The sequence below is a fragment of the Dasania marina DSM 21967 genome (assembly GCF_000373485.1).
Classification (GTDB): Bacteria; Pseudomonadota; Gammaproteobacteria; order Pseudomonadales; family Dasaniaceae; genus Dasania; species Dasania marina.
Genome location: NZ_KB891589.1, coordinates 27,298 through 47,523, shown reverse-complemented (window position 1 = coordinate 47,523; position 20,226 = coordinate 27,298). Strand labels below are relative to the sequence as shown.

Annotated in this window: 19 protein-coding genes; 5 read left to right on the top strand and 14 right to left on the bottom strand. The window is 44.3% G+C overall.

Annotated features, from left to right (window positions below):
• Positions 1-279 precede the first annotated feature (279 nt).
• Entirely contained in the window at positions 280-660 is a 381-nt protein-coding gene (locus B067_RS0117075; RefSeq protein WP_019531306.1) for a YajD family HNH nuclease, read from the top strand.
• A gap of 545 nt (positions 661-1,205) precedes the next feature.
• Here the strand turns inward: B067_RS0117075 and tnpB are convergent.
• Positions 1,206-1,304 (bottom strand): IS66 family insertion sequence element accessory protein TnpB, encoded by a 99-nt coding sequence (gene tnpB / locus B067_RS22375; protein WP_083921459.1) that lies wholly within the window; start codon positions 1,302-1,304, stop codon positions 1,206-1,208.
• Positions 1,305-1,496: 192 nt separating this feature from the next.
• On the opposite strand from tnpB, the gene B067_RS21705 reads away from it, so the two are divergent.
• Complete coding sequence (locus B067_RS21705; protein ID WP_019531305.1) at positions 1,497-2,570, top strand: CDGSH iron-sulfur domain-containing protein; 1,074 nt, start codon at positions 1,497-1,499, stop codon at positions 2,568-2,570.
• Positions 2,571-2,719: 149 nt separating this feature from the next.
• On the opposite strand, the gene B067_RS21470 is transcribed toward B067_RS21705, so the two are convergent.
• The 4 genes from B067_RS21470 to B067_RS0117050 all read right to left on the bottom strand — a co-directional run bounded on the left by B067_RS21470 (position 2,720) and on the right by B067_RS0117050 (position 8,453).
• Positions 2,720-3,361 (bottom strand): TetR/AcrR family transcriptional regulator, encoded by a 642-nt coding sequence (locus B067_RS21470; RefSeq protein ID WP_019531304.1) that lies wholly within the window; start codon positions 3,359-3,361, stop codon positions 2,720-2,722.
• Between the two features lie 194 nt (positions 3,362-3,555).
• Positions 3,556-4,689, bottom strand: coding sequence for an aminotransferase class V-fold PLP-dependent enzyme (locus tag B067_RS0117060; RefSeq protein ID WP_019531303.1), 1,134 nt, complete (start codon positions 4,687-4,689; stop codon positions 3,556-3,558).
• Positions 4,690-4,751: 62 nt separating this feature from the next.
• On the bottom strand, positions 4,752-6,065 hold the full coding sequence (locus B067_RS0117055; RefSeq protein WP_156820880.1) for a sodium-dependent transporter: 1,314 nt from the start codon (positions 6,063-6,065) through the stop codon (positions 4,752-4,754).
• A 78-nt stretch (positions 6,066-6,143) separates the two neighbouring features.
• Positions 6,144-8,453 (bottom strand): TonB-dependent receptor, encoded by a 2,310-nt coding sequence (locus B067_RS0117050; protein WP_019531301.1) that lies wholly within the window; start codon positions 8,451-8,453, stop codon positions 6,144-6,146.
• 1,203 nt (positions 8,454-9,656) lie between these two features.
• On the opposite strand from B067_RS0117050, the gene B067_RS0117040 reads away from it, so the two are divergent.
• On the top strand, positions 9,657-10,019 hold the full coding sequence (locus B067_RS0117040; RefSeq protein ID WP_156820879.1) for a helix-turn-helix domain-containing protein: 363 nt from the start codon (positions 9,657-9,659) through the stop codon (positions 10,017-10,019).
• Between the two features lie 68 nt (positions 10,020-10,087).
• Positions 10,088-10,621, top strand: coding sequence for a hypothetical protein (locus tag B067_RS0117035; protein WP_156820878.1), 534 nt, complete (start codon positions 10,088-10,090; stop codon positions 10,619-10,621).
• A gap of 585 nt (positions 10,622-11,206) precedes the next feature.
• Here B067_RS0117035 and B067_RS0117030 read toward each other — a convergent pair.
• The 5 genes from B067_RS0117030 to B067_RS0117005 form a co-directional block, all read right to left on the bottom strand.
• Positions 11,207-11,752 carry a hypothetical protein gene (locus tag B067_RS0117030; RefSeq protein WP_019531297.1) on the bottom strand — a complete coding sequence of 182 codons (546 nt, stop codon included), beginning with the start codon at positions 11,750-11,752 and terminating at the stop codon, positions 11,207-11,209.
• A gap of 51 nt (positions 11,753-11,803) precedes the next feature.
• Positions 11,804-12,502 carry a hypothetical protein gene (locus B067_RS0117025; RefSeq protein WP_019531296.1) on the bottom strand — a complete coding sequence of 233 codons (699 nt, stop codon included), beginning with the start codon at positions 12,500-12,502 and terminating at the stop codon, positions 11,804-11,806.
• A 605-nt stretch (positions 12,503-13,107) separates the two neighbouring features.
• Entirely contained in the window at positions 13,108-14,046 is a 939-nt protein-coding gene (locus B067_RS0117015; protein ID WP_019531295.1) for a metallophosphoesterase, read from the bottom strand.
• 91 nt (positions 14,047-14,137) lie between these two features.
• Positions 14,138-14,623: a hypothetical protein gene (locus tag B067_RS0117010; protein WP_019531294.1), complete on the bottom strand. Its 486-nt coding sequence runs from the start codon at positions 14,621-14,623 to the stop codon at positions 14,138-14,140.
• A gap of 59 nt (positions 14,624-14,682) precedes the next feature.
• The gene (locus B067_RS0117005; RefSeq protein WP_019531293.1) at positions 14,683-15,096 is read right to left on the bottom strand and encodes a hypothetical protein; all 414 of its coding nucleotides are present in this window, start codon (positions 15,094-15,096) and stop codon (positions 14,683-14,685) included.
• A gap of 279 nt (positions 15,097-15,375) precedes the next feature.
• Here B067_RS0117005 and B067_RS0117000 point away from each other — a divergent pair, with 279 nt between their 5' ends.
• The gene (locus tag B067_RS0117000) at positions 15,376-15,924 is read left to right on the top strand and encodes a hypothetical protein (protein WP_019531292.1); all 549 of its coding nucleotides are present in this window, start codon (positions 15,376-15,378) and stop codon (positions 15,922-15,924) included.
• A 138-nt stretch (positions 15,925-16,062) separates the two neighbouring features.
• On the opposite strand, the gene B067_RS20810 is transcribed toward B067_RS0117000, so the two are convergent.
• The 4 genes from B067_RS20810 to B067_RS0116980 form a co-directional block, all read right to left on the bottom strand.
• Positions 16,063-17,097 (bottom strand): ADP-ribosylglycohydrolase family protein, encoded by a 1,035-nt coding sequence (locus B067_RS20810; RefSeq protein WP_019531291.1) that lies wholly within the window; start codon positions 17,095-17,097, stop codon positions 16,063-16,065.
• 70 nt (positions 17,098-17,167) lie between these two features.
• Positions 17,168-17,866: a poly-gamma-glutamate hydrolase family protein gene (locus tag B067_RS0116990; protein ID WP_019531290.1), complete on the bottom strand. Its 699-nt coding sequence runs from the start codon at positions 17,864-17,866 to the stop codon at positions 17,168-17,170.
• Positions 17,857-18,225: a gamma-glutamylcyclotransferase family protein gene (locus B067_RS0116985; protein WP_019531289.1), complete on the bottom strand. Its 369-nt coding sequence runs from the start codon at positions 18,223-18,225 to the stop codon at positions 17,857-17,859. Before B067_RS0116985 ends, B067_RS0116990 begins: the two co-directional genes overlap by 10 nt.
• Positions 18,218-20,221, bottom strand: coding sequence for an ankyrin repeat domain-containing protein (locus B067_RS0116980; protein ID WP_019531288.1), 2,004 nt, complete (start codon positions 20,219-20,221; stop codon positions 18,218-18,220). The genes B067_RS0116985 and B067_RS0116980 overlap by 8 nt, the downstream gene beginning before the upstream one ends.
• Between the last annotated feature and the right edge of the window lie 5 nt (positions 20,222-20,226).

The following is a 20,226-nucleotide window of genomic DNA, read 5'->3' as shown; positions in this document are numbered from 1 at the left end:
TCGGGGCCCGGTGTGACGGGATAAGGAGGGTCGCTGGTTTCTAGTGAAAGATTGTAGGCGCCGGGTCGTGGGGCGGTGTGACGGGATAAGAGAAGAGCTCCTAGTTTGTGGTCGCTGGTTTCTAGTGAAGGTTGTGGGCACCGGGTTGGGGCCCTGTGTGATGGGATTAGTAACGCTGCATGCGGGTTCTATTACTGGGATTCGCTGCCTTTGATGCTATGATAACTGACTAATGGTTACGGCCATCTATGTAATCAAAACAACAATGTAGGTTTCGTTATGGCAAATACACCCGATAATGGCAAGGCTAATAACAGCCCATCTAATTATGAGAAGGTGCGTGCCGAGCAGCTGGAGTACAACTCAAAGCGGGCCAAGGGCTACCGCGAGCAAGCACTAAAGCTATTCCCTTGGATTTGTGGCCGCTGTACCCGCGAGTTCGATCGCCCGGGGCTCTCGGAGTTGACGGTACATCACGTCGATCACAACCACGATAACAACCCCACCGATGGCAGTAACTGGGAGTTGCTGTGTATTTACTGCCACGACGAGGAGCATAGTAAACACGAAAACCTAGTTCGCTATGGTAGCACCACCGAACGCAAGCGCGCCCCTGCTACCCACAACCCTTTTGCCAATTTAAAAGACATGATGAAATAGTTAACGCTGCTCAAAGCTGCCTAGCCTTTTAGATGTATAAGCACAGCATCGCTATTAGGTAATAACTACAGCTCAAAAATTAAACAGCACAAACAAAAAAGCCCGTATCAATTGATGCGGACTTTTTTGTAATCTTGGTGGTGCCTAGCGGGATCGCAGCGCTGGCCTCAACACGGTCAAAGTCACTTATTGCGACTTATGACAACTACATTTGTTTATTGATCAATATGTAACCTGCCACGTTACTGTACACATATTGACCGCGCACTGGCTTTACGCATTAGTCGTAGAGTTTCGCGCAGCACCTCACAACAATTACTTGAGTAGCGCACCTTGCACCAGTTGCTTAGATATTTATTGCAACGGCCTCTTAATCTTAAAGCTATTTGTGCTCAAAATTGCAGGGGCATCGCGGGTCTGCCGGACTCTAGTATCACATTTGAACCGCGATAATAATCATTCAATCCCATAGTACATATCCTTCACCTCGCTATGATCTTTCTTTGGCTATTTGAATTTCTCTTTCTTTTTCTCTCTCTCTTTCTCTAGCCGTTATACCAAAGACAAAAGCCACTGTTATTCCAATAGAACACTTTAAGCTTGTCGCGGCGACGATTACAAAATACAAACAGCGCTGTATCAATGCCAGATTTGCGTCTGCAGGCTGAGCTACTATAGCTAAACGCTAAATAACACGGCTTCGCGTGAACTCTAAGCCATGGACTTAGTGTTAAAGCCCTATAATTTTCCTAGAAATAATTCGCTCAAATTCATATAGTGACCTCATACACTTGAAGCATCTTAATTAAATTTGCCAAACGAGGTTAGCCGCTAGCATGACTGTTGAAATTATGGAAAAAGCACATATTGCCAAAAACAAACCCTTTTACACCGAGCTAAAGAAAGGCAAACGATATTTATGGTGTAGCTGCGGCTTGAGTAAGACACAGCCCTTTTGTGACCAGTCTCATGTTGGAACTTCATTCAAGCCTGTACTTACCGTTGGCCAATATGATGGCGAAGAAGTTTTATTTTGTGGTTGCAAGCAAACCAAAAATGCTCCCTTTTGCGACGGTGCACATAATAATATCGATGATGAATACAGTTCAGATTACCCGAATAGTAGTGAAAATAAAAATGTACTTGAGGTTCTTGCTGATGAAAATGGCTTAGCAATGTTGGACGGCGGTTGCTATGTGTCAATAGTTGCCAGTGTTGCCCGTGAAGAGCACGAAAATATCAGCGTAGGCACTTTAATTTCAGAAAAACAAGGCGCTCAATATCAATCTCAATTTTATCTAGAGTCTTCGCAGGGGCAGTCTTCCGTTCTCAGCTTTTCGGATAGCCATGTAGTTATTTTGGTTACTGAAGGTAAGGGCGTGATCAACATTTCCGGCAAGAATTTCTTTATTGCGCCTGAAATGGGTATTTATGTTCGTCCGAATGAAGCTTTCTGTATTAAAAACACTGAAACTGAAAATATTAAACTCTTTGCCTCCGTCTGCCCAAGCGCTGAGGCACCCAAAATTTTAGATTCTATGCCGAGTAATTTTGCAGAAGACTATCCTGATAGAACTATTAAGGCCAACAGTGACAGTCGCAACCGAATGGCAGACAGATATTGGGAAGTGCTTGTCGACAAGCAAGTTGGCTGTACCATGGCAACTCAGTTTATTGGCGAAATTCCTGAATCTAAGGCCTTACCCCACCGGCACCTTTATGAAGAATCACTGGTGATTCTGAAAGGAAGTGGTTATATGTGGACTGAAGGTCGCAAAGCCAAGGTTACTGCGGGCGACATTATTTTTCTTCCTCGTAAACAGGTTCATTCGCTACAAGCCACGGACCCCGAAGGCTTATATTTGGTTGGCGTTATTTATCCAGGCGACAACCCCTCTATTAATTACTAGCCCAGTTATTCAGGGTTGCGGGTTACTAAAGGTTTGTGTGATTCGCCCCTGACTAACAAGTCGACCCAGAAAAGGTAAGCACACTACTGGTGAGTGCCATTGAGGCTTCGAAATTCACCGAAATTATATATTCTTAGGCAGGGCCTATGTTATTGGTCTGGTTTGGAGAGTAGCTCAAAAGAATCGTCGACCTTGCGTCTGGCGTCGTCTGTTAAGTAGGGCCTAAGTGATTGAACCATGAGCTCGTAACCTTCCTTAATCGTATTCCTGTCGATATTTTTCTCTTCAACATCGATATAACTAAGCCAATAGTCACTGATTATCCAGCCAATAGTAATCAACGCAGAAAAATTGTCCGACTCGTCAAGGCCTACCAGAAATCCCTCGGCGATCAGTGATTTAAAAAATTTTTCTACTTCGACAATACGCCGCTTCCTCAACTCACCGAAGCTTTTTTTCAAACATGGATCATTCTGCAGTAAAGGGGTTAATTCTCGATAGAAAAACCGGTAATTCCATATCATCATCAATTGCCGATAGAACATTTCTGCCATGTGTTCTGCGGTAGGCTGAAGGTAGTCGTCACCCCAATCTGTTTCAATTTCTCTAGCCATACGGTCAAAAATTGATTGGATCAGTGATTCTTTGTTTTTAAAGTGATAGTGGAGGTTACCCCTGCTGAGATTACAGGCCTCTGCAATACGGTTTGTTGAAACATGGCGGGCACCACGTTCATTAAAGAGTTTAATACCTGTATTAACAATCAACGCTTGTGTGTTTTTAGTGCTCATATAAATCGCTAGCAGTTCACTTTTTGGGTTAAATGACCGGCTACAATTACCATATAACTAGCCTTGCGTAAACTCCCTCGCGCAATTTTCTTGAAAATCCAACGTGTAGAACCTTAGCATACCGGGCAAGCACGCCCAAAAAAAGGGCAATCATTGAATGACTGCCCTATGGGCTGAGCGCTATTACTTGAAAGCTATGCCAATAGATTTTTGTGCTTCGTTAGTGCTTGCAACAGCTGCTCAATGTCTGCCTGGTTGTTATAGATGTGCATGGACACACGCAGGTTTCCATCTCGACATGAAGTAACAATCCCTTCCTCTGCTAGTGTGGCAACCAATTTATACATATCGGTAGATTTGATTGCAATCATAGGGCCGTGATAGCGGCCATCAGGATGTGTTGCCAGTTTAAAACCTCGCTGCTTCACCCCTGCCTTCAATGCTTCCGTCAATTCTGCAATGTGCTTTTCAATGTTGTCCACACCAATGGACTGTATCAACTTGACGCCGGCAATAACCGCATAGAGGTTCGGTACATTCGGGGTGCCCCCCTCGAAACGACGCGCCGTCATAGATGGTTGATTGGCGTAGATGTCCATTGCATTAATGTTTTCTTGGCAAAACCAACCGCTGGTAGTGGGTTGCAATTTCTGTATTATCTCGTTGCGCACATACATAAAACCAACACCGGAGGAACCCAACAGATATTTTTGGGCACCACCCAACAATACATCCACTCCCAGCTCAACGACATCAATCGGGATGGTTCCCAATGCTTGGTAACTGTCTAGCACCACCAGCGCCCCTCGACTGCGAGCGAGCTCCACAATGGGCTTAATGTCTAGCTTGGCACCGTTTCGGTAGCAGACGTGGGGGATAGATACCACCGCTGTACGCTCATCGATCATCGCCTCAAAATTCTCAAACGGTATGGTGGTACCGTCCTCAGAGGCTTTTACGTAAACCACCTCGGCACCACGTGCCTCATGCGCTCGCCAAATTTGCCCCGTCGTTGGGAAATCAAAATCTGTACAAACAATTTTATTGCGCTCACCGGTAAAGTCTATGCCACTGGCCAAAGAGCTAACCGCATTGCTAACAGACGGCGTAACGGCCAACTCATCGGGCTGACAACCAATCAGCTCAGCTAAAGTGCTACGAGCCGTTTCAAGTTGCTCTACCCAGAAATCCCAGCGGGCGCCATAGCGGTCGCGGTCATTCAGATAACTTTCGTACGCTTGCCTTACTTGAATAGACAGTGCCCCGTGGGAACAACTGCCCAAATAATTTGTGTGCTGGAAAATCGGAAACTGCTCACGAATAGACATAAATCACCTAATAGAATAAAACCAAAAATAAATTACAAATCACTAAATCATTTGACTGACCACTAGCCGCCATTGACCATGTCATAAACATAGCCAATCAGAACTAAGATCAGTGCAGCGGGAATAACCCACTGAAGCCAGAAAAAGAAAAAGCGGGGCACTATGCCATCGTCCCTGCCAAAAATTTGCATAAGGGTCTTTTTACGCCCCAAACCCCAAGTCAGTGCCAGTAGAGCCATACAACTGCCAAGCACCTGTAGCCCAGACCCGAAAAAAAGATCAAGCGTTGCAATGAGTTCCGGCTTGAAGGCTGTCGGTATCATTAATAACAACTCGATGCAGCCAAACAGTACGACGACCCGATTTCGGGTTAGTTTATGTTTGTCAAAGTCATCACTAACACCACCCACAATCACCTCGATGGCACCAATCGCCGACAGATAAGCCACTAGGCTGAATGCCAACAAAAAGAAACTGCCAACGATTTGCCCAAAGGGCATCTGATTAAATAAATGCGGCAAGGTAACGAATATCAACTGAGGCCCGCTCGCTAGATCCAAACCGAAGACCAAAATTGTCGGGATCACAAATAGAGCCGCCAACAGGGCCGCGCTGGTGTCACTAACACCGGTAAAGATTGCACCTTTCACCAGGGAAGCCTCACTTCTCATATAACTGCCATAAATGAGAATATAGGTACCCCCCAAACCCACAGAGAAAAACGCCTGCCCCATAGCCGCAAAAATACTCTTGAAGGTAAGCCGAGTAAAATCAGGTTTTAAAAATTCAGCCGCGTGTGCCATAGCGCCATCAATGGAGAATACCGCCGAAATCAAGGAGACCATGATGACAAAAAAGAATGGCACAAATATTTTGCTGACTTTTTCTATGCCTTTGTTTAGGCCTCGGTACACAACAAATAGTGCGAGCAATAATAAACTCGCCGCAATTGAATACTGCGTTGCACCATCTGAAAGTAACTCTTTATACGCCGGAATTGTCTCATCACTAAATCCGTATACTACAGAAAAGAAACTAGAGAACACCACATTGGCGATTACAATGAGGTAATAGGAATTGGCAACAAGAACACCAAATATTAGTAAATAACCAATAATCCGTCCCCAGATAGGGCCTACCGCTTTTGCAAAAGAGCCTACCGCACCACTGCGGGTTTCCCGGCCCAGTGCCCACTCACCGGTAATGGCAGGCACGGCGAAGATAAGCATAAAAATTAGGAATACAAATAGAAACGCGCTCCCGCCGTAGGATCCCATCATATAGGGAAAGCGCCACACATTGCCCAAGCCAATGGCCGCTCCAGCCATAGTTAGAAGCGTTGCCGTGTTGGATGAAAATATCTGTCTTCTCGCCATTAAACTTTTACTCGAAAATAAACCATGCGTGAAAAAAAACGCCTGCACTGTGTGCAAGCGTTACAGTTCTGAATAAGATCAGAAGAAAGTGTAGCTGGTTCTCACGCCAAACGTTCTTGGAGTAACGGGAACATAAGACAAGGCATTGTCGAGATTTTCATTGACGTCCACAGGACCCTCTTCATCGGTAGCATTGTTGACAAACAACGTTACTTTCCAATTTTCTGCCATCAGCGTGGCACTAAGATTCGCAGTCATATAGCTGTCAATCTCATGATAGTAAGGATTATCTTGGTTAAGCTCCGTTTGCGTGCTGCCGCGATAGCTAGTCGATGCGTAATAGAAGGTCTCTAAGCCGTTAGACAGCTGCTGAGTGTACTGAGCAAAGGCATAGCCGGTGAATTCTGGCACCATCGGCAATTCATCTCCCGTAAGACCTCGGCCAATGCCTACACTGACTGGCTCATCATCTTGCAACTCAGTATCGACAAAAGCACCACCAAGCCCCAATTCTAAGTTGCCACCCGCTTTCCATGTCAAATCAAATTCCAAACCGTCAATATTAGTTTCACCAATATTATCGGTAAAGCTGAACCCGGAAAGGGAGTCTTCTACTTGCATGTTATCCCAAACGGTACGGTATATTGCACCATTGAGTATCAAGCTCTCGTCTAGCCATGTCGTTTTAAACCCTAGCTCAATATTTGTTAATTCATCCGAATCAAAGCCGTCCGGCAATACCACAGAAGGATCTAGTACAATCGTGGAATTCACACCGCCCTGTCTAAAGCCTTGGCTCCAGGCAAGATAAAACAGCTCGCTTTCTGTTGGTGCCCAAGAAACATTAAACTTGCCGGTAAACTTGGAATCATCAACGCTACGCTTTTGAAACACTCGATCGCGACCTTGGAAACCCACAAAAGGATGTATCTCACGAGAATCTGTGGAGGCTTCACTATCAAACCAGCGCCCACCGATGTCCAACCCCCACTGACTATTTAGATCCACATGCACTTCACCAAACGCGGCGCTGCTAACACTGTCTTCTGTGAAGGTGCGGCCGAAGATACTGTTGCCGCCATTGAGGAAAAAATCATCCGCGTCAGACGCAGTTAGTGGCCCGGTTGCGTCACCATTGCCATCCACCGTTACCACGCCAATTTCGAAGTCAAGATCTTCCTCCTGACGAAAATAACCCGCGACAAAGTTAACTGGGCCCTCAAAATTACTTGCAAACCGCACTTCCATTGAGGTTATCTCTCGATCTTCAGACTGTTCCGATACCGCAGGAACAGGAACACCAAAGGCGATAAGAATAGGGGTGGAGTCGAAAGCGTAGTCAATATCGCGTTTCAGTTGATTGTATGTTGTGGTAAAAGTACCAAAATCTAGATTCCAGTTAGCTGTCAGGCTAACCAGGCCAACATCTTCATTCCAGGGCGTACGTGCATATTCACCATTCTGAAAATCACCGCTTGGAGCAATTTCTGGCATCGGCAAGGAGCCTAGAGGTGACGTGGATCCAGGGTAAGCAGACCCCTGTGGTATAAAACGGCTACGGCCGCCACTTTCGAGATCTTGGGTTGAGTAGGAAAATAACAAATCGAAGCTCTCTGAGGGTTGCCAAGCAAGATGTACTCGACCACCCGAAACGTCTTCAGTGTTGATATCATCATCGCCCAAGCGAATGTTGTCGACATAACCCGACGTATCATGTCTCCAACCAACCGCGCGCAGCCCGAGAACATCTTCAATTATAGGAACATTAACCATACCACTGATCACGGTATTAAGATCACCAGCTTTTTTGGTGCTACTAAGCTCCGCATCCACGGAGGCTTCTGTTTTATTAAGGCTGGGTTTATTGGTGATTTGCCGTATGGTTCCCGACATAGAGTTGGCGCCGTAGAGCGTTCCCTGTGGCCCTTTCAGTACCTCAATTCGCTCCATATCGTGCAGTTTGATGTCTAGCTGATGGCCACCGCCATTTTGGGTGAACTTGCCGGTGACAACCGCTTCGTCAATGTAGACCCCAACGGTACCACCGAGATCTGAGTTAACCCCTCGGATCACATAGTCTTTATCGCCAGGGCCATCGTCTTCAAAGTTGAGCCCTGATATTTGAGTAGCCCACTGATCAAATTGGGTAGCGCCAAGAATATCCAATTTATTGCCGCCCATAGCTTGGATAGCCTGCGGCAGATCCTGAACACGTTGCGCTGCGCCGCGCTTAGAGGCGGTGACCAAAACCTCCTCCAGATTAAGACTTGAGCCGCGGTTATCAGCCAAAGCGCTAGACGCAGAAAGCAGGACCGCAATGGATGTAGTCGTTAATGAATTTGACACTAAAAGAGATTGGATTCCGATTTTTTTCGAGCTTCTATTCATGTATTTACTCTCCCGCAGGTATATTTTTATCAGTAATATTATTAGTTTTATGATGCTTTGCCGTAGATGCCGTAGATCGGGGCAGACTTTATGAACAATAACCTTTTCACTACCAGCCCCAAAAAATTGAATCCCTTAGTAACTGTAGCGCCTGATGTAATTTCGCAATTCCTTCACTGCATGTAAAGTCATAGATTAGGCCTTGCGCCCTATCGACTGATTGCAACCCTGAGCTTAATCCAATTTTCATAGCGAAAGAGCGTCAATATTTTTGGCATTGACATTTCATAATCATCAAGAACGCTAGTAACGATAAGCACTGGCGCAGCTTTCTGACAAATACAGTGATCTGTAGAAACAACTGTTGTAGCGCGTTAATTTAATTTAAATATTGTGAATATTGAATCAACCGTCGTCGCCATGTTCGCGAGCTGAGCTGATAAATTGCAGTGTATCCCAAGCGAGCGTGGAAATATTTGCGGCGAATGCATTAACGTGCCGGTAAACGTGAGGAAAATACTTGATCAAATTTGTCCGCGTGCTGCGATAGCGGCGTTGTTCAAGACAGTCGCCGCTTAAATAGTTAAGCAGCTTCGTTATGTTGCTCTGGATGCTCACTTCTTTTTCGTTGAGACAACGCTTTTCGTTTCGCTAATATATCAACATCAAGCCCTTGATGCCTTTGGCTTGGTGTTAAGAATTTTATTTACTTTTTTAGCCGTATAACTGGCTGGAATTTTATGTACGTTTCTTGTCTTTGCTTTACCACGCTGATGCAACATATTGGCAGCTTTCAATACCCGGTAAAAGCTGGACTTAGAGGCTAGCCCCACGACAGCAATTATAATAACTAAGTGCATTGGGTATCTGCGTCGCTTTGCACCTGGTGAACCGCTGCCCCACGCTGCCAGCGTCATCCGCAACCACAACCACAGCCACAATGACCCTATCAATCAAGCGCTTACAGCCAGTGTAGTGTCGAGAAACGCCTTATTTGCCTACTAGCGCCAGCTAGCGCCTAATTTTTCGCACACTATGTGCACACTATGTGCACACGGATTTAACCACTATATGCCCTAATCACTGCTACTAATTAGAGCTCAAGACTATGCTATTTCTGCATACTTTACATCTACCAACACCCAGTCTATATTAACCAATTATTAGTTTATATAAACCACATTGTAGTCTATGAGATTTGCTATGTTTATTGCCAAAGGGATACTGAAAGCCGAGAGCCAGGAAAAGGCCCTGCTTTATCTTTTTACAAGAAAAGAAGGTTACGCCAAGGCTATTGCTGACTTCTATCAATGCCCGGTAACGCCCATTGTCAATCAGTTGAATGCTATGGAAGACGATGGCATTGTTGTAAGCAAACTGGTTGGTAGATCCAGAGTCTACCAGCTAAATACCCGTGCCCCACTCTATAGCGTACTGGAAGAGTTATTGAGATCGACCCTAGCCCTCTATCCAAAAAATATTGCGCAGAGCCTAATCATGAACCGCATAAAACCCAGGGCCAAACGCAAGCCCATCATTAATGTTAGAGAGAGGGTTAATGACTAATGGATTACTCGGGATATTCCCTACTAGACCTAGCGGCCCTGGTTTCTAAACATCTGAAAACAAATAACGTGCGAGCCGTTTTAGTGGGTGGCTTAGCTGTAGAGGTTTATACCGAAAACCTTTACCTCACCAACGATATCGATATGGTCGACACCGGTTACGAAAGCGCCGACCAGCTAAAAAATATCATGGCTGAAATCGGTTTTCAAAAAGATGGCAGAATATTTGTCAATGAAACCACAGATATCAGCGTCGAATTTCCACCGGCACCACTTTATGTTGGTGATGAGCTAATCACGGAAATAAGCTCTTATACACATAACAATGTGCAAATCCCCATTTTGAAAGTTGAAGATGTTATCAAAGACAGGCTCAGCGCGTTTCTTCACTGGGGCGACAATCCCTCTCTAGCGCAGGCCATTACCTTACTGATGGTTAAGCAGCTGAAATTATCTAGCTTCAAAAAATTCATAGTTGCTGAAGCGGATAATGAAAAGTGGTTATTAATTAATAAACTCTACAACCAGGCAGTAAAGCATAATATAAAAACGATGATAGAGGCTGAGGAGTTGATTTATAAATCTTTACTTAAAAAAAGTTAACAGGGTCAAGTTAAAAGGGTCAGTGCCCTTTTTGAGAGGATAGTCGCTAGCTTGTAGTCGCCAGTTCCTAGTAAAAGATTGTGGATACCGGCTCGCGGGCCGGTAAGACGGGATAAGAGGCTAGTCGCTAGCTTGTAGTCGCTAGTTCCTAGTAAAAGATTGTGGATACCGGGTCGGGGCCCGGTGTGACGGGATAAGAGGATAGTTGCTAGTTTGTAGTCGCTAGTTCCTAGTAAAAGATTGTGGGTACCGGCTTGTGGGCCGGTAAGACGATTTGGATAAAGCATACGTTCAAAAATTAAACAGCAGAAACAAAAAAGCCCACATCAATTGATGCGGGCTTTTTTGTAATCTTGGTGGAGCCTAGCGGGATCGAACCGCTGACCTCAACACTGCCAGTGCCCTATTTCACCACCTGTTTCTATATAAATCAATAACTTACAATAGTTCCAGTGTGCAAAAAACAGCCTATATTGCCCAGTATTGCCAGTTTTTGCCTCCTGTTTCGCACACTATTCGCACACTGTTTTGCGGCCCTCAAGCCAAAACTATCCATGTAAAGCATTGAGGGTAAAATTACCCCCCTTATTCTTCATTAGGATCGTTAGTTGAAAAATGTATCGAACGAACAAATCGTCTGCGTCCTAACTTGCACTCATGTATATCTATATAGACCTCACTAACTGAAGTTAGCAACTGCTGAATTGAACCCGATACAGTCAGTGGAACCCACACAGCAGTAAACCAAAAGTTTTCACCACGCACCTTGTCGATATAGCCAATGGAATCAGGAGGATTGTAAACAGGCGTATATTTATCACCTCGTTTGCGAGATTTTGGAGCGCCATGCTTATCTAGCTCACGAAAGTCTTTTAATTGCACATTAAAATCTGTATTCCTATCATCACCGTATAAGGTTATTATATACGTTGAACCTTCACGATCATTAGGCCAAAGACAAACGCCCTCAATTTCTATACGCTGATCAAACTCAAATACCCGTGTAGAGTCTTCTGCATATCTATTATCGTAAATTTGACAATTTATACCTCCCCCCACACAGATATCGAATATCCTTAGGGACAGAACAATATGTTCATGCTCAATTAAAGGCTTTTTCTTTGTGGCCATTAGACCTCAATCCCTAGATCTAGCTGAAGAACAAAATCAAACCCAACTACACTATTCAGAGTCTTTTCGCATCAAAATATGCATAGTCTCCACCTCTAACAATAAATGCTTATTAGGGCATTCCAATTTATTAAAATTCCAGCCAGGATTACCAGAGGTATCATTTTTAACCAACGTCTTTATATCAATGGACATCTCGCACTCAACACATCGTACGCTACCCATACCAGCTCTTAACAACTCATCAGCCAAAAGTGAAAATCTAGACCATAGCCGAGGAGCCTCACAAACGGTATTATTGCTTTTATCCCGTCTATTAAGCCAAAAAGCAATCGCACCTTCGTCATTAGAATAGAGATGTTTGTTTTTTACTAACTTATTATTTAAAACCTCTTCAACATCATCGGCATCAAATACAAATTCACCATACGTTGTCGAGCATCTCCCTATTCCTTGACGATAAAGAATAGTATTTGTACACAATGGTACATTTTCAAAAAGTTTATCTTTGTTACGAGTAATCGCCGCCATATCAAAAAACTCAGGCTTAAATAGATCTTCAGGAGAAAACAATAGCCTTGGTTTACGCAAAAACAGTGGCCATAAAACATTAGATAAAATGAACACCACTGCTATATCAACGCGATTGTACCTGTAATCATAACGATCTAAATTAAACAGCATGACATACAAAAGCCTCAGAGACACCGCTAACATTCCAAGCAAGTAGACATCACATAAAATAGCCATATAATTTATCCCTATGTATTACTAGGCCGCTCGCCTCTTATTTCAGCCAATATTTTTTAACGTAAGCGTACAGATCAACATTCACTATTCCCACATAATCGGTAGTGGCACCTTATCACCTGAGCCTCCCTTATAAGCCACGAATGCTTTTGAACTTCATAGTAATTTACTCCACTGACTTTTGACACAGCTTGTAATACCTTACTGCTGAGCCATCAGTTGCTTGCAACTCATCCAATTACATAGGGCAACAAAAATACCAATGTGATTTTTCTCCAGCTATTAATAGCTGGTTATTTTTATAATTCATTAGAACCTTCCGATATCCATTTAACCCTCTATCCTCAAGGTTAAAATAGCTCCGCCAACTTTAAATATGTAATGTGATATTAGCCGTTAGTTCCACATCTCGGCATACATTGGTAATAGCAACATCGGTAATAAAAACAGATGCGGCGCAAAAATCAAAATCAGTATTACGCCAATTACAGAACCGAAGATAAAGCCGAACCAAAGCAAAAAACAGTATAAAATTAATACCGTTACAAAAACATTCCAAGCCACACGAAATGGCAACAGTAATAAATTAATGATCAGATACACAGCTAGTTTTCAACATAACTAAAATGATGACTTACCAGCTTATGTTCACCATCCCAGCGATACGCCACTAACTTACCCTCTTTCGCAATAGAATAATCCAAGCATGCCACATTAGGTGCGAGCGGAGCGGGCTCGCCTTTCAGCCAGTAATGGCCAATAAAGCATGGCGGAGCATCGGAGCAGTATTGTCGTACATGTTCTGGTATGGGTAGATCGGCTGCGTCACCAATATCAATATCCGTAGGTGCAGTTATATCTCCTAGCTTAGTGCCGCCGTTATTCCACCATTGCACTCTTACCGCTGTGCGCTCATGGCCGCCTTTATCTTTAAAAATAATCCCTTCAGGCAATTCAACTTCTATCCCTTTTAGTAGCACTTCTAAAGCTTCATAGGCAGCAGTACCTTCCGTTGAAGCTTCAACCAATATCTCGTGGGTCAACTTACGCTTGGGCGCAATATCCTTCATTGTTTTAATATGCTCATCATGCCAACAAGCATGAATGACCCTCAAGCCATCGAGTTCCAACCAAATAGGCAGCTCCCAAAAGAAGTCGAGAACGGTTTGTTTTAAGGCTGGCTCATCCTGATACTCATTAAGGAAAGCTTGGTGCTGCTCAATATTTTTAACAGTGTGTGACCTTAAAGGCTCACCTTCATGCTTGGTATGAAAAGCCAGCGCGTTAAACTCATGATTTCCCATTACCGCTAAAGCATGGCCGTTATTAACCATAGGCATAACAACATTTAATAACCTCTGATGTTGCCTAAGTTGCTCCCCTCTATCAATAAAATCACCTAGAAAGATAACTTTACGGTTTGGATGACAGTAACCACTCTCACTAAGCTGATAACCCATATGCTCAAGTAATTTTATCAACTCATCACCATGGCCATGAATATCGCCAATAATATCGTATTGCTCGCTTTCATTTTTAATCATATCTATCCTTAATATTTTTTTATCCAGTTAACATCAGCTAACTATTCAACATCAACCATAAATGCGCTTACCTTTATCGATAATCTAACCTTTAATCATCTTTATCTGGAAAAACAGTTGCGCTGGCATATTGATTATTCTTCACATAATAACTAGAACCAGGCTTCTCAAATGCCATTTCAAAACCTATCCATGACTCCAGCGCGCCATTAACAAAAACAAACGTTAAGCTAATGGCTTCACTAATTGTCAACCCCATCATATTAACCCCTTCAAAGCTATTAGTCTCCCACGCCCCCACATAGGGAATGATTCGATCAAAAGTTAGAGAATTTATAGCTCGGGAAATCAATGCTTGCTCATTACTTTGTAGCCTAAAACTATTAACACTCAACAATTCGGTTACAGTATGGATGGGATACTGGGCTACTTCTTCTTGATTGACGGTATCTATAACCGTCACTTTATCCGGGCCAAATACCACTAAAGCGCCAAAGACATCCAAAAAGCTTTTCTTCTCGCCCCATACGACCCTAGGATCGGCATTATCATCATTGTTATATTGCTCATTATTCATCGCATACTCCTTTTGCAGCTAAAATTTCCACCCAATACAGCCATAATAAGTCGACGTACTTAGATTCCAGCGGCTTTAAGTTCAATTAACAGCTCCATGCTTAGCACTGGCCTACCCCCTTGTTTTCGCTCTGTAAGCACTTTATTGAGGGTATAGCGCAAACTCGATCCATCAATTGACATACCGTTCTCGCTTAAAGGGCTGACGCCCAAGGCCAAACGCTTTTCAGCAACCCTCTCTATATATTCTTCGCTCATAGGGTTCACGCCCTGACCCCGGCGATTACAATCAGCATGGTCATCAAAGGTATGGTCAAACTCTTCACTAAACAACTTGCTATGCTCTGCATCCACTTCAGCCCATATATGTTTTGCGGTGGCGATATTGCTGTCTAGTACAGCCTTTTCATTTTCAGACAAGCCTTGATACAACGCTTGTCGCTTGGTCTTTTGTATCTTTTTTAGCTTATTCATAACAACTCCCTATCGAGCAGGTATTGCCAGAACACTTCCCTTAGAAACATGGTTGGCTTATCGACAATAGAAAAGAAATAAATTTAGCCAACCGTGTAGATTGCAACACTATATGGGTTTAATCAATCACTGTATAAATCGATATGTCGTGTTTTCAGGCACATCGCATCCAGCGAATACTTGAAGGGCTCGTAAAATACCGGTAGCCTGTTGCCTCTCGCGCTGATTTAACAACCCAATTGCAGGCGCTTTATAAAATTTGCTAAACAGGACATCAATATGTACGCCACTTCAGAACTACTCTACAAAACCTTTTACCACAGTAAATGCGCACGCCATCACTATGTTGAGGTTACAGCTAGCCAACGCCCTACCCACGCCTTAAACAAGCTAGCCAAGCTTATTGATACAGGCGAAATCACACAAACGGCTATTATCGCGCTACTTAACGCAGGCATAACCATGCACGCCATATCGGCAGCCATTAGTCATAGCCAACAAAGAAAAACGCTGGAAGAACAAGAGAAACACTCACCCAAGCTAACAGCAGCATTTAACACTGTGCCACCTGCACTACGAGGCGTTAACGTGCCCTATTTTGCAAGAGGTGCCGCTACTAGCCTCAAACTCCCCCAGGACATTGAGCAACTAAATTGGCCAGAGCAAAAACAGCTAATAACGCAATTAATAGCTGCGCATCGCGAACACTTTTATAGTGATGACATGCGTTCACGCAGAGAGAATTATTTTGGCACCATTGATGGCTATCATTTCAACCCAGCCCCACATCTAAACTTTGCGTTTAATCGTATAGGCGAGCTCACCTAATAGTTTAAGAAGCCGAATTTTCAATGCGGAAGAAGTTAAGGATCAATTAATAACTTCAGAGGAGGCTTATGTGCTTGTACTAACCAAACATATAAGCCCTAATAACATCAGCGCCCCTGCTCATAGCAAAAAAGCTAATTATCCTAGGTAACGCGTCATAAGATCATCAGTAATACTTGATGCCACAGCCCTCAAGTCATCAGCAACTTGAGTAATAACCTCTCGCAACTCCAAACGCTGTAACCAATTGCAGGGGATAGCCTGCTCTCCCCAGAGAGCCCCCAGGATATTGCCCGTAATCGAACCGGTACTATCGCTATCACCACTATGGTTCACCGCTAGCAACAGGCCATGCCGCATATCTTTTGCCATCAACGCGCAGTAAACGCTAATGGCCAATGCCTCTTCGGCAATCCAGCCCGCCCCTAATGTTTCTACGAGCTCGGGGCAAGGTGCTTTACCCGTTACTGCCAATGCCACTGCTTTACCCACGGCAGCAATAAGCTCTGCGCTGTCATTATCTTGCCCAACCCGCCCCATAGCTATTTCAATTGCATGCTGCAAATTATTGCCAGCAACAATCGCCTCAACCATCATTGCCAAGGCACCTGCGGCCAGGTAGCCACTTGCGTGAGCATGGGTTAACCGTGCAGCATCACAGGCAACCTTAAATTTGCCTTCTAAGCTAGGTACCAAGCCTAATGGCGCCATACGCATAACAGCGCCGCAACCTTTGCTATCATTCGACGCCAACTGACCTAAATAAGTACTGGTTTGCAACGCATCTAAACATGTCATTCCCGGTGCTCGCTGATGCCATAAACCTTGTTCAGCAATTAACCAACCATCACGACAAATATTTATCGATGGCCCCCTTCCCTGTGTGTGTAACCAACGTAAATAGGCCTGATGTAGCACCGATACAATATCTGACTTATTATCCAACTGAGACAACACAAGGTATCGCAATAGGCCTTCCGCGGTAAACAACGTCATTTGGGTGTCGTCGGTTATCGCCACAGGCACACCATAGCAGGGTATAAAATCCGTTATGCCTTCAATGCCATACTCTTCGCGAATGCCATCAATAGCCATAAATTCAATGCCCGCACCGAGGGCATCGCCAATAGCCCCAGCGAGCAAACAACCACGCACACGATCAATTAATTCCATAAACTATTCATTACCAGTGCCCGTTTATTGTAAAAACGCACATCTAGCCTCCAGAATATATTGTCTATTATTAGTATGACTCTGCTTGCTCGGTTACATCCAAGCAGGCATAGCGTATAGCCGCCGCCAAATTAAACAGCTGTTTTCCACCAAGCATTTTATTAATGAACAACTGCATGCGTAATAAAGCAGTAAACTCCAGTTGCACACCGCCACCCGATTCGCCGCGATTACAGATATTACTATCACCATAGCCGCTAAGCTTTGGATGAAAGTCACAACGATAGCCCAACGCAGTTAACGCTTCGGTTATTGTCTCCTTAAGCGCTTCGTTGTATCCACCAACATAAATTCGCCTATTTGGAATGACGCAACCATGCACAGTTACCACAGCCTGGCTACTCTCAGCCATAGCCACAGCTTTAGGCTCATCAAAATTTGTACTGGTAATATGCAAGTGGCTAAAATTCTTACACCATCGACGCCCTTCAAAAAGATAATAGGAAAGCTCTTCTCCGGCTATGGCTCTAGTAATGCCAGAGGTGCCGGGCTCTATTCTACCGGCATGAGGGGCGATAATTGCAACCTTTGAATATAGATTAGCTTGGCGAACCTGAAAATCGATCCCCTCCCGCTGCTGCGCTGATAGCTCTCCATAATTTGCGTACTTATCCCGCCTTAAAGATCGCAGCCCAACACCACCCTTCTTCGCCATAATGTTTCGTAAGGGGTTAAATTTTTTTAATAATCCACTCAGACTCAATAGCATGGCTCAGTTCCTTTTAAATACTGCATCCAATCCCCTGAAACTATTTTTCGATCTAACGTATTAGATTGCTGATACAGATACATCCATGCATCACCCCAGCAGGTTGATATCAACTCTCGGCAATAGATCACAGGGTGCCCCTCCAACATATCTAACGATGCCAGTGCCTCATCATCTACGGCATAAACTTCACCTGTAATAACGCTATCACCCTGGCCTACTACACCAGGGCAAAACCCTAAATCCACCATGGCATATTCCGCAGTGGTTTTATGTTCACCTAAATAGACCGAATCGCTCATAAACATATTATTGGCGCCGCTATTACGTAAGGTGCCATAGACAAATACTCTATGCATTCTCCGTTCTCACAAGCGCTTTAATCCGATCAGTCACATCCACTTCGCCCCGCATAGATATCATTCCTATCATAGGGCTACTGGCGGAAAGGCATATCGGCTCAGGCTGCTGCGACTGGGTGCGAAATTGTTCTAAAATATTGCACCACATCGTATTAAATCGGATACAGCGGCGTGAGTCGCCATGCTGTTTTAAGTACTCTTCCACTCCTGCGGCCCGTAATAACTCAACAGACTCTAAAGTGAAAATATCGCCATGCCTCCTACTCACCAACTTCCAGCTATCCAACTTGGATAAGCCGTTATCGATAATTAAAGCCAGTTTTTCTTGCTTGAATGATGCTTGCCTACGACGATTTGCAGGCATCTTTACTATATCGCCAACATAGATATCGTCATTTACCACACCCTCTATCCACTCCGGTTTACTTGTATACAAATACACTAACCACGCTATTGCCATAACCGTGTTGTAGTGCACTAGCACATGCCATTCATAGGAGGGTATCTCGTCGGTAAAAAACAAACACCACACATTATCCCGACGTGTAGGCGTGCGTGCTGGCAAATCGATACGGCGCTCTTGCAACAAACTAGCAAGTAAGGCTTGTTGTTCATTGGCAGCAAACGCCTCATCAATATTATCGAGCCGTTTTAATAATGCAGACGTTTTACTAAACGCTTGAGATAACTCAAAAGCTAACTCCATATCAGCGCAGGGTAGCCATTCCAACAAATAACCTGCGTTATTAATTGGCTTTGCAGTCAGCCCCAATACATCTTCTTGGTCTTCAATAGTTTCTGACTTTAAAAAAGCTGGCTTACCCTGCTTATAGCGCGATAACACCCCTTGCTGAATATCCGGCACTAAATGCCTTAGTCCCTCTTGTGCTGCCTGGTTATTCATTTGACCCAACACGGCAATCGCACGCCATCTATAGGCACCGCGGTGGGCATAACTGATTTGTGCCACCTCTATATAACCCTGGATATTTTCCGGCACTTGGAAATTAACATGAAACAGAGCCTCTGCTACCGGCGAAGGCCGGCTTAAAGCCGCACCGCGATCAACGCCGCACTCTTTTTTAAAAGCCTGCAGTAAATACCCAAACGCTAATTCACTGGCTTCCGCTATTAACGGCTGCACCAATTCATCTAAGCTATCCCGATCTTCTCGGCTAATGCCAGTAGCGATAAACCCCAATAACTTTTGGCCGAGCTGGCTTATACATTCAGCCGAATATTTTTGATCAGCAAGTTGTTCTGCATCTAACATAGTCAATTCCTTATTATTGAATGATTCCATTGTTTGCCCCAGTAACTCACACATAGCAGCCCTAACTCGGCGCGAACTCTTTTTGGCATAATACTGGGCGTTATTGCCCCGCTTATCTCTCACATGCATGTCTGCACCTAGCTTTAACAGCAAGCGCACCAGCTCTACGCTGGGCTTATCAACCCTCAATGCAAAATCTAACGGCCAACCAGCCCCTTCCGGCAAGGGCTCATTGATACTCGCCCCTAGTTTCACCAACAAATACACCATACCTATTTGCTGCTCGGCGATTGCCGCCATAAGGCCGTCGGCGGGGTTCACTTCATATTGCTGCACCAAGTATTCAACTGCCGCCGAATTACCGTAAACAACAGCCAAATTTAATAGACCCTGCGGCCAAGTCTCAGGCTGTAGGATGTACTCTGGTTGATCTAGGTATAAAGACTGTTGAGCCAAACAATCCAGCGCCTCATTACGCCTGATCGCCAGCTCTGCTCGTCTTAAAGGTATAAAGGCTGAATGTTTTCTGAAGGATTCGATCACCTCGGCAGCAAAGATACTGCCGGTGACACTCCCCTGCATAAAGGGAAAATGAAGATCCTCATTATTCATTAAGGACCAATAGGGCACATAACAACGGCCACTAAAATTATCTAAACTGGTCTGGATGACCCCTGCTGGAATTGAACGATATTGTAAAGCCAAGTTAGTCTGATTCATCACAT

Bases quoted from the DNA above. Each gene is read 5' to 3' on its own strand.
- B067_RS0116980 (WP_019531288.1), bottom strand. From the start codon at position 20,221: ATGAATCAGACTAACTTGGCTTTACAATATCGTTCAATTCCAGCAGGG.
- B067_RS21705 (WP_019531305.1), top strand. From the start codon at position 1,497: ATGACTGTTGAAATTATGGAAAAAGCACATATTGCCAAAAACAAACCC.
- B067_RS0116985 (WP_019531289.1), bottom strand. From the start codon at position 18,225: ATGCATAGAGTATTTGTCTATGGCACCTTACGTAATAGCGGCGCCAAT.
- B067_RS0117010 (WP_019531294.1), bottom strand. From the start codon at position 14,623: ATGAATAATGAGCAATATAACAATGATGATAATGCCGATCCTAGGGTC.
- B067_RS0117030 (WP_019531297.1), bottom strand. From the start codon at position 11,752: ATGGCCACAAAGAAAAAGCCTTTAATTGAGCATGAACATATTGTTCTG.
- B067_RS0117075 (WP_019531306.1), top strand. From the start codon at position 280: ATGGCAAATACACCCGATAATGGCAAGGCTAATAACAGCCCATCTAAT.
- B067_RS21470 (WP_019531304.1), bottom strand. From the start codon at position 3,361: ATGAGCACTAAAAACACACAAGCGTTGATTGTTAATACAGGTATTAAA.
- B067_RS0117040 (WP_156820879.1), top strand. From the start codon at position 9,657: ATGTTTATTGCCAAAGGGATACTGAAAGCCGAGAGCCAGGAAAAGGCC.
- B067_RS0117005 (WP_019531293.1), bottom strand. From the start codon at position 15,096: ATGAATAAGCTAAAAAAGATACAAAAGACCAAGCGACAAGCGTTGTAT.
- B067_RS0117000 (WP_019531292.1), top strand. From the start codon at position 15,376: ATGTACGCCACTTCAGAACTACTCTACAAAACCTTTTACCACAGTAAA.
- B067_RS20810 (WP_019531291.1), bottom strand. From the start codon at position 17,097: ATGGAATTAATTGATCGTGTGCGTGGTTGTTTGCTCGCTGGGGCTATT.
- B067_RS0116990 (WP_019531290.1), bottom strand. From the start codon at position 17,866: ATGCTATTGAGTCTGAGTGGATTATTAAAAAAATTTAACCCCTTACGA.
- B067_RS0117060 (WP_019531303.1), bottom strand. From the start codon at position 4,689: ATGTCTATTCGTGAGCAGTTTCCGATTTTCCAGCACACAAATTATTTG.
- B067_RS0117015 (WP_019531295.1), bottom strand. From the start codon at position 14,046: ATGATTAAAAATGAAAGCGAGCAATACGATATTATTGGCGATATTCAT.
- B067_RS0117055 (WP_156820880.1), bottom strand. From the start codon at position 6,065: ATGGCGAGAAGACAGATATTTTCATCCAACACGGCAACGCTTCTAACT.
- B067_RS0117050 (WP_019531301.1), bottom strand. From the start codon at position 8,453: ATGAATAGAAGCTCGAAAAAAATCGGAATCCAATCTCTTTTAGTGTCA.
- B067_RS0117025 (WP_019531296.1), bottom strand. From the start codon at position 12,502: ATGGCTATTTTATGTGATGTCTACTTGCTTGGAATGTTAGCGGTGTCT.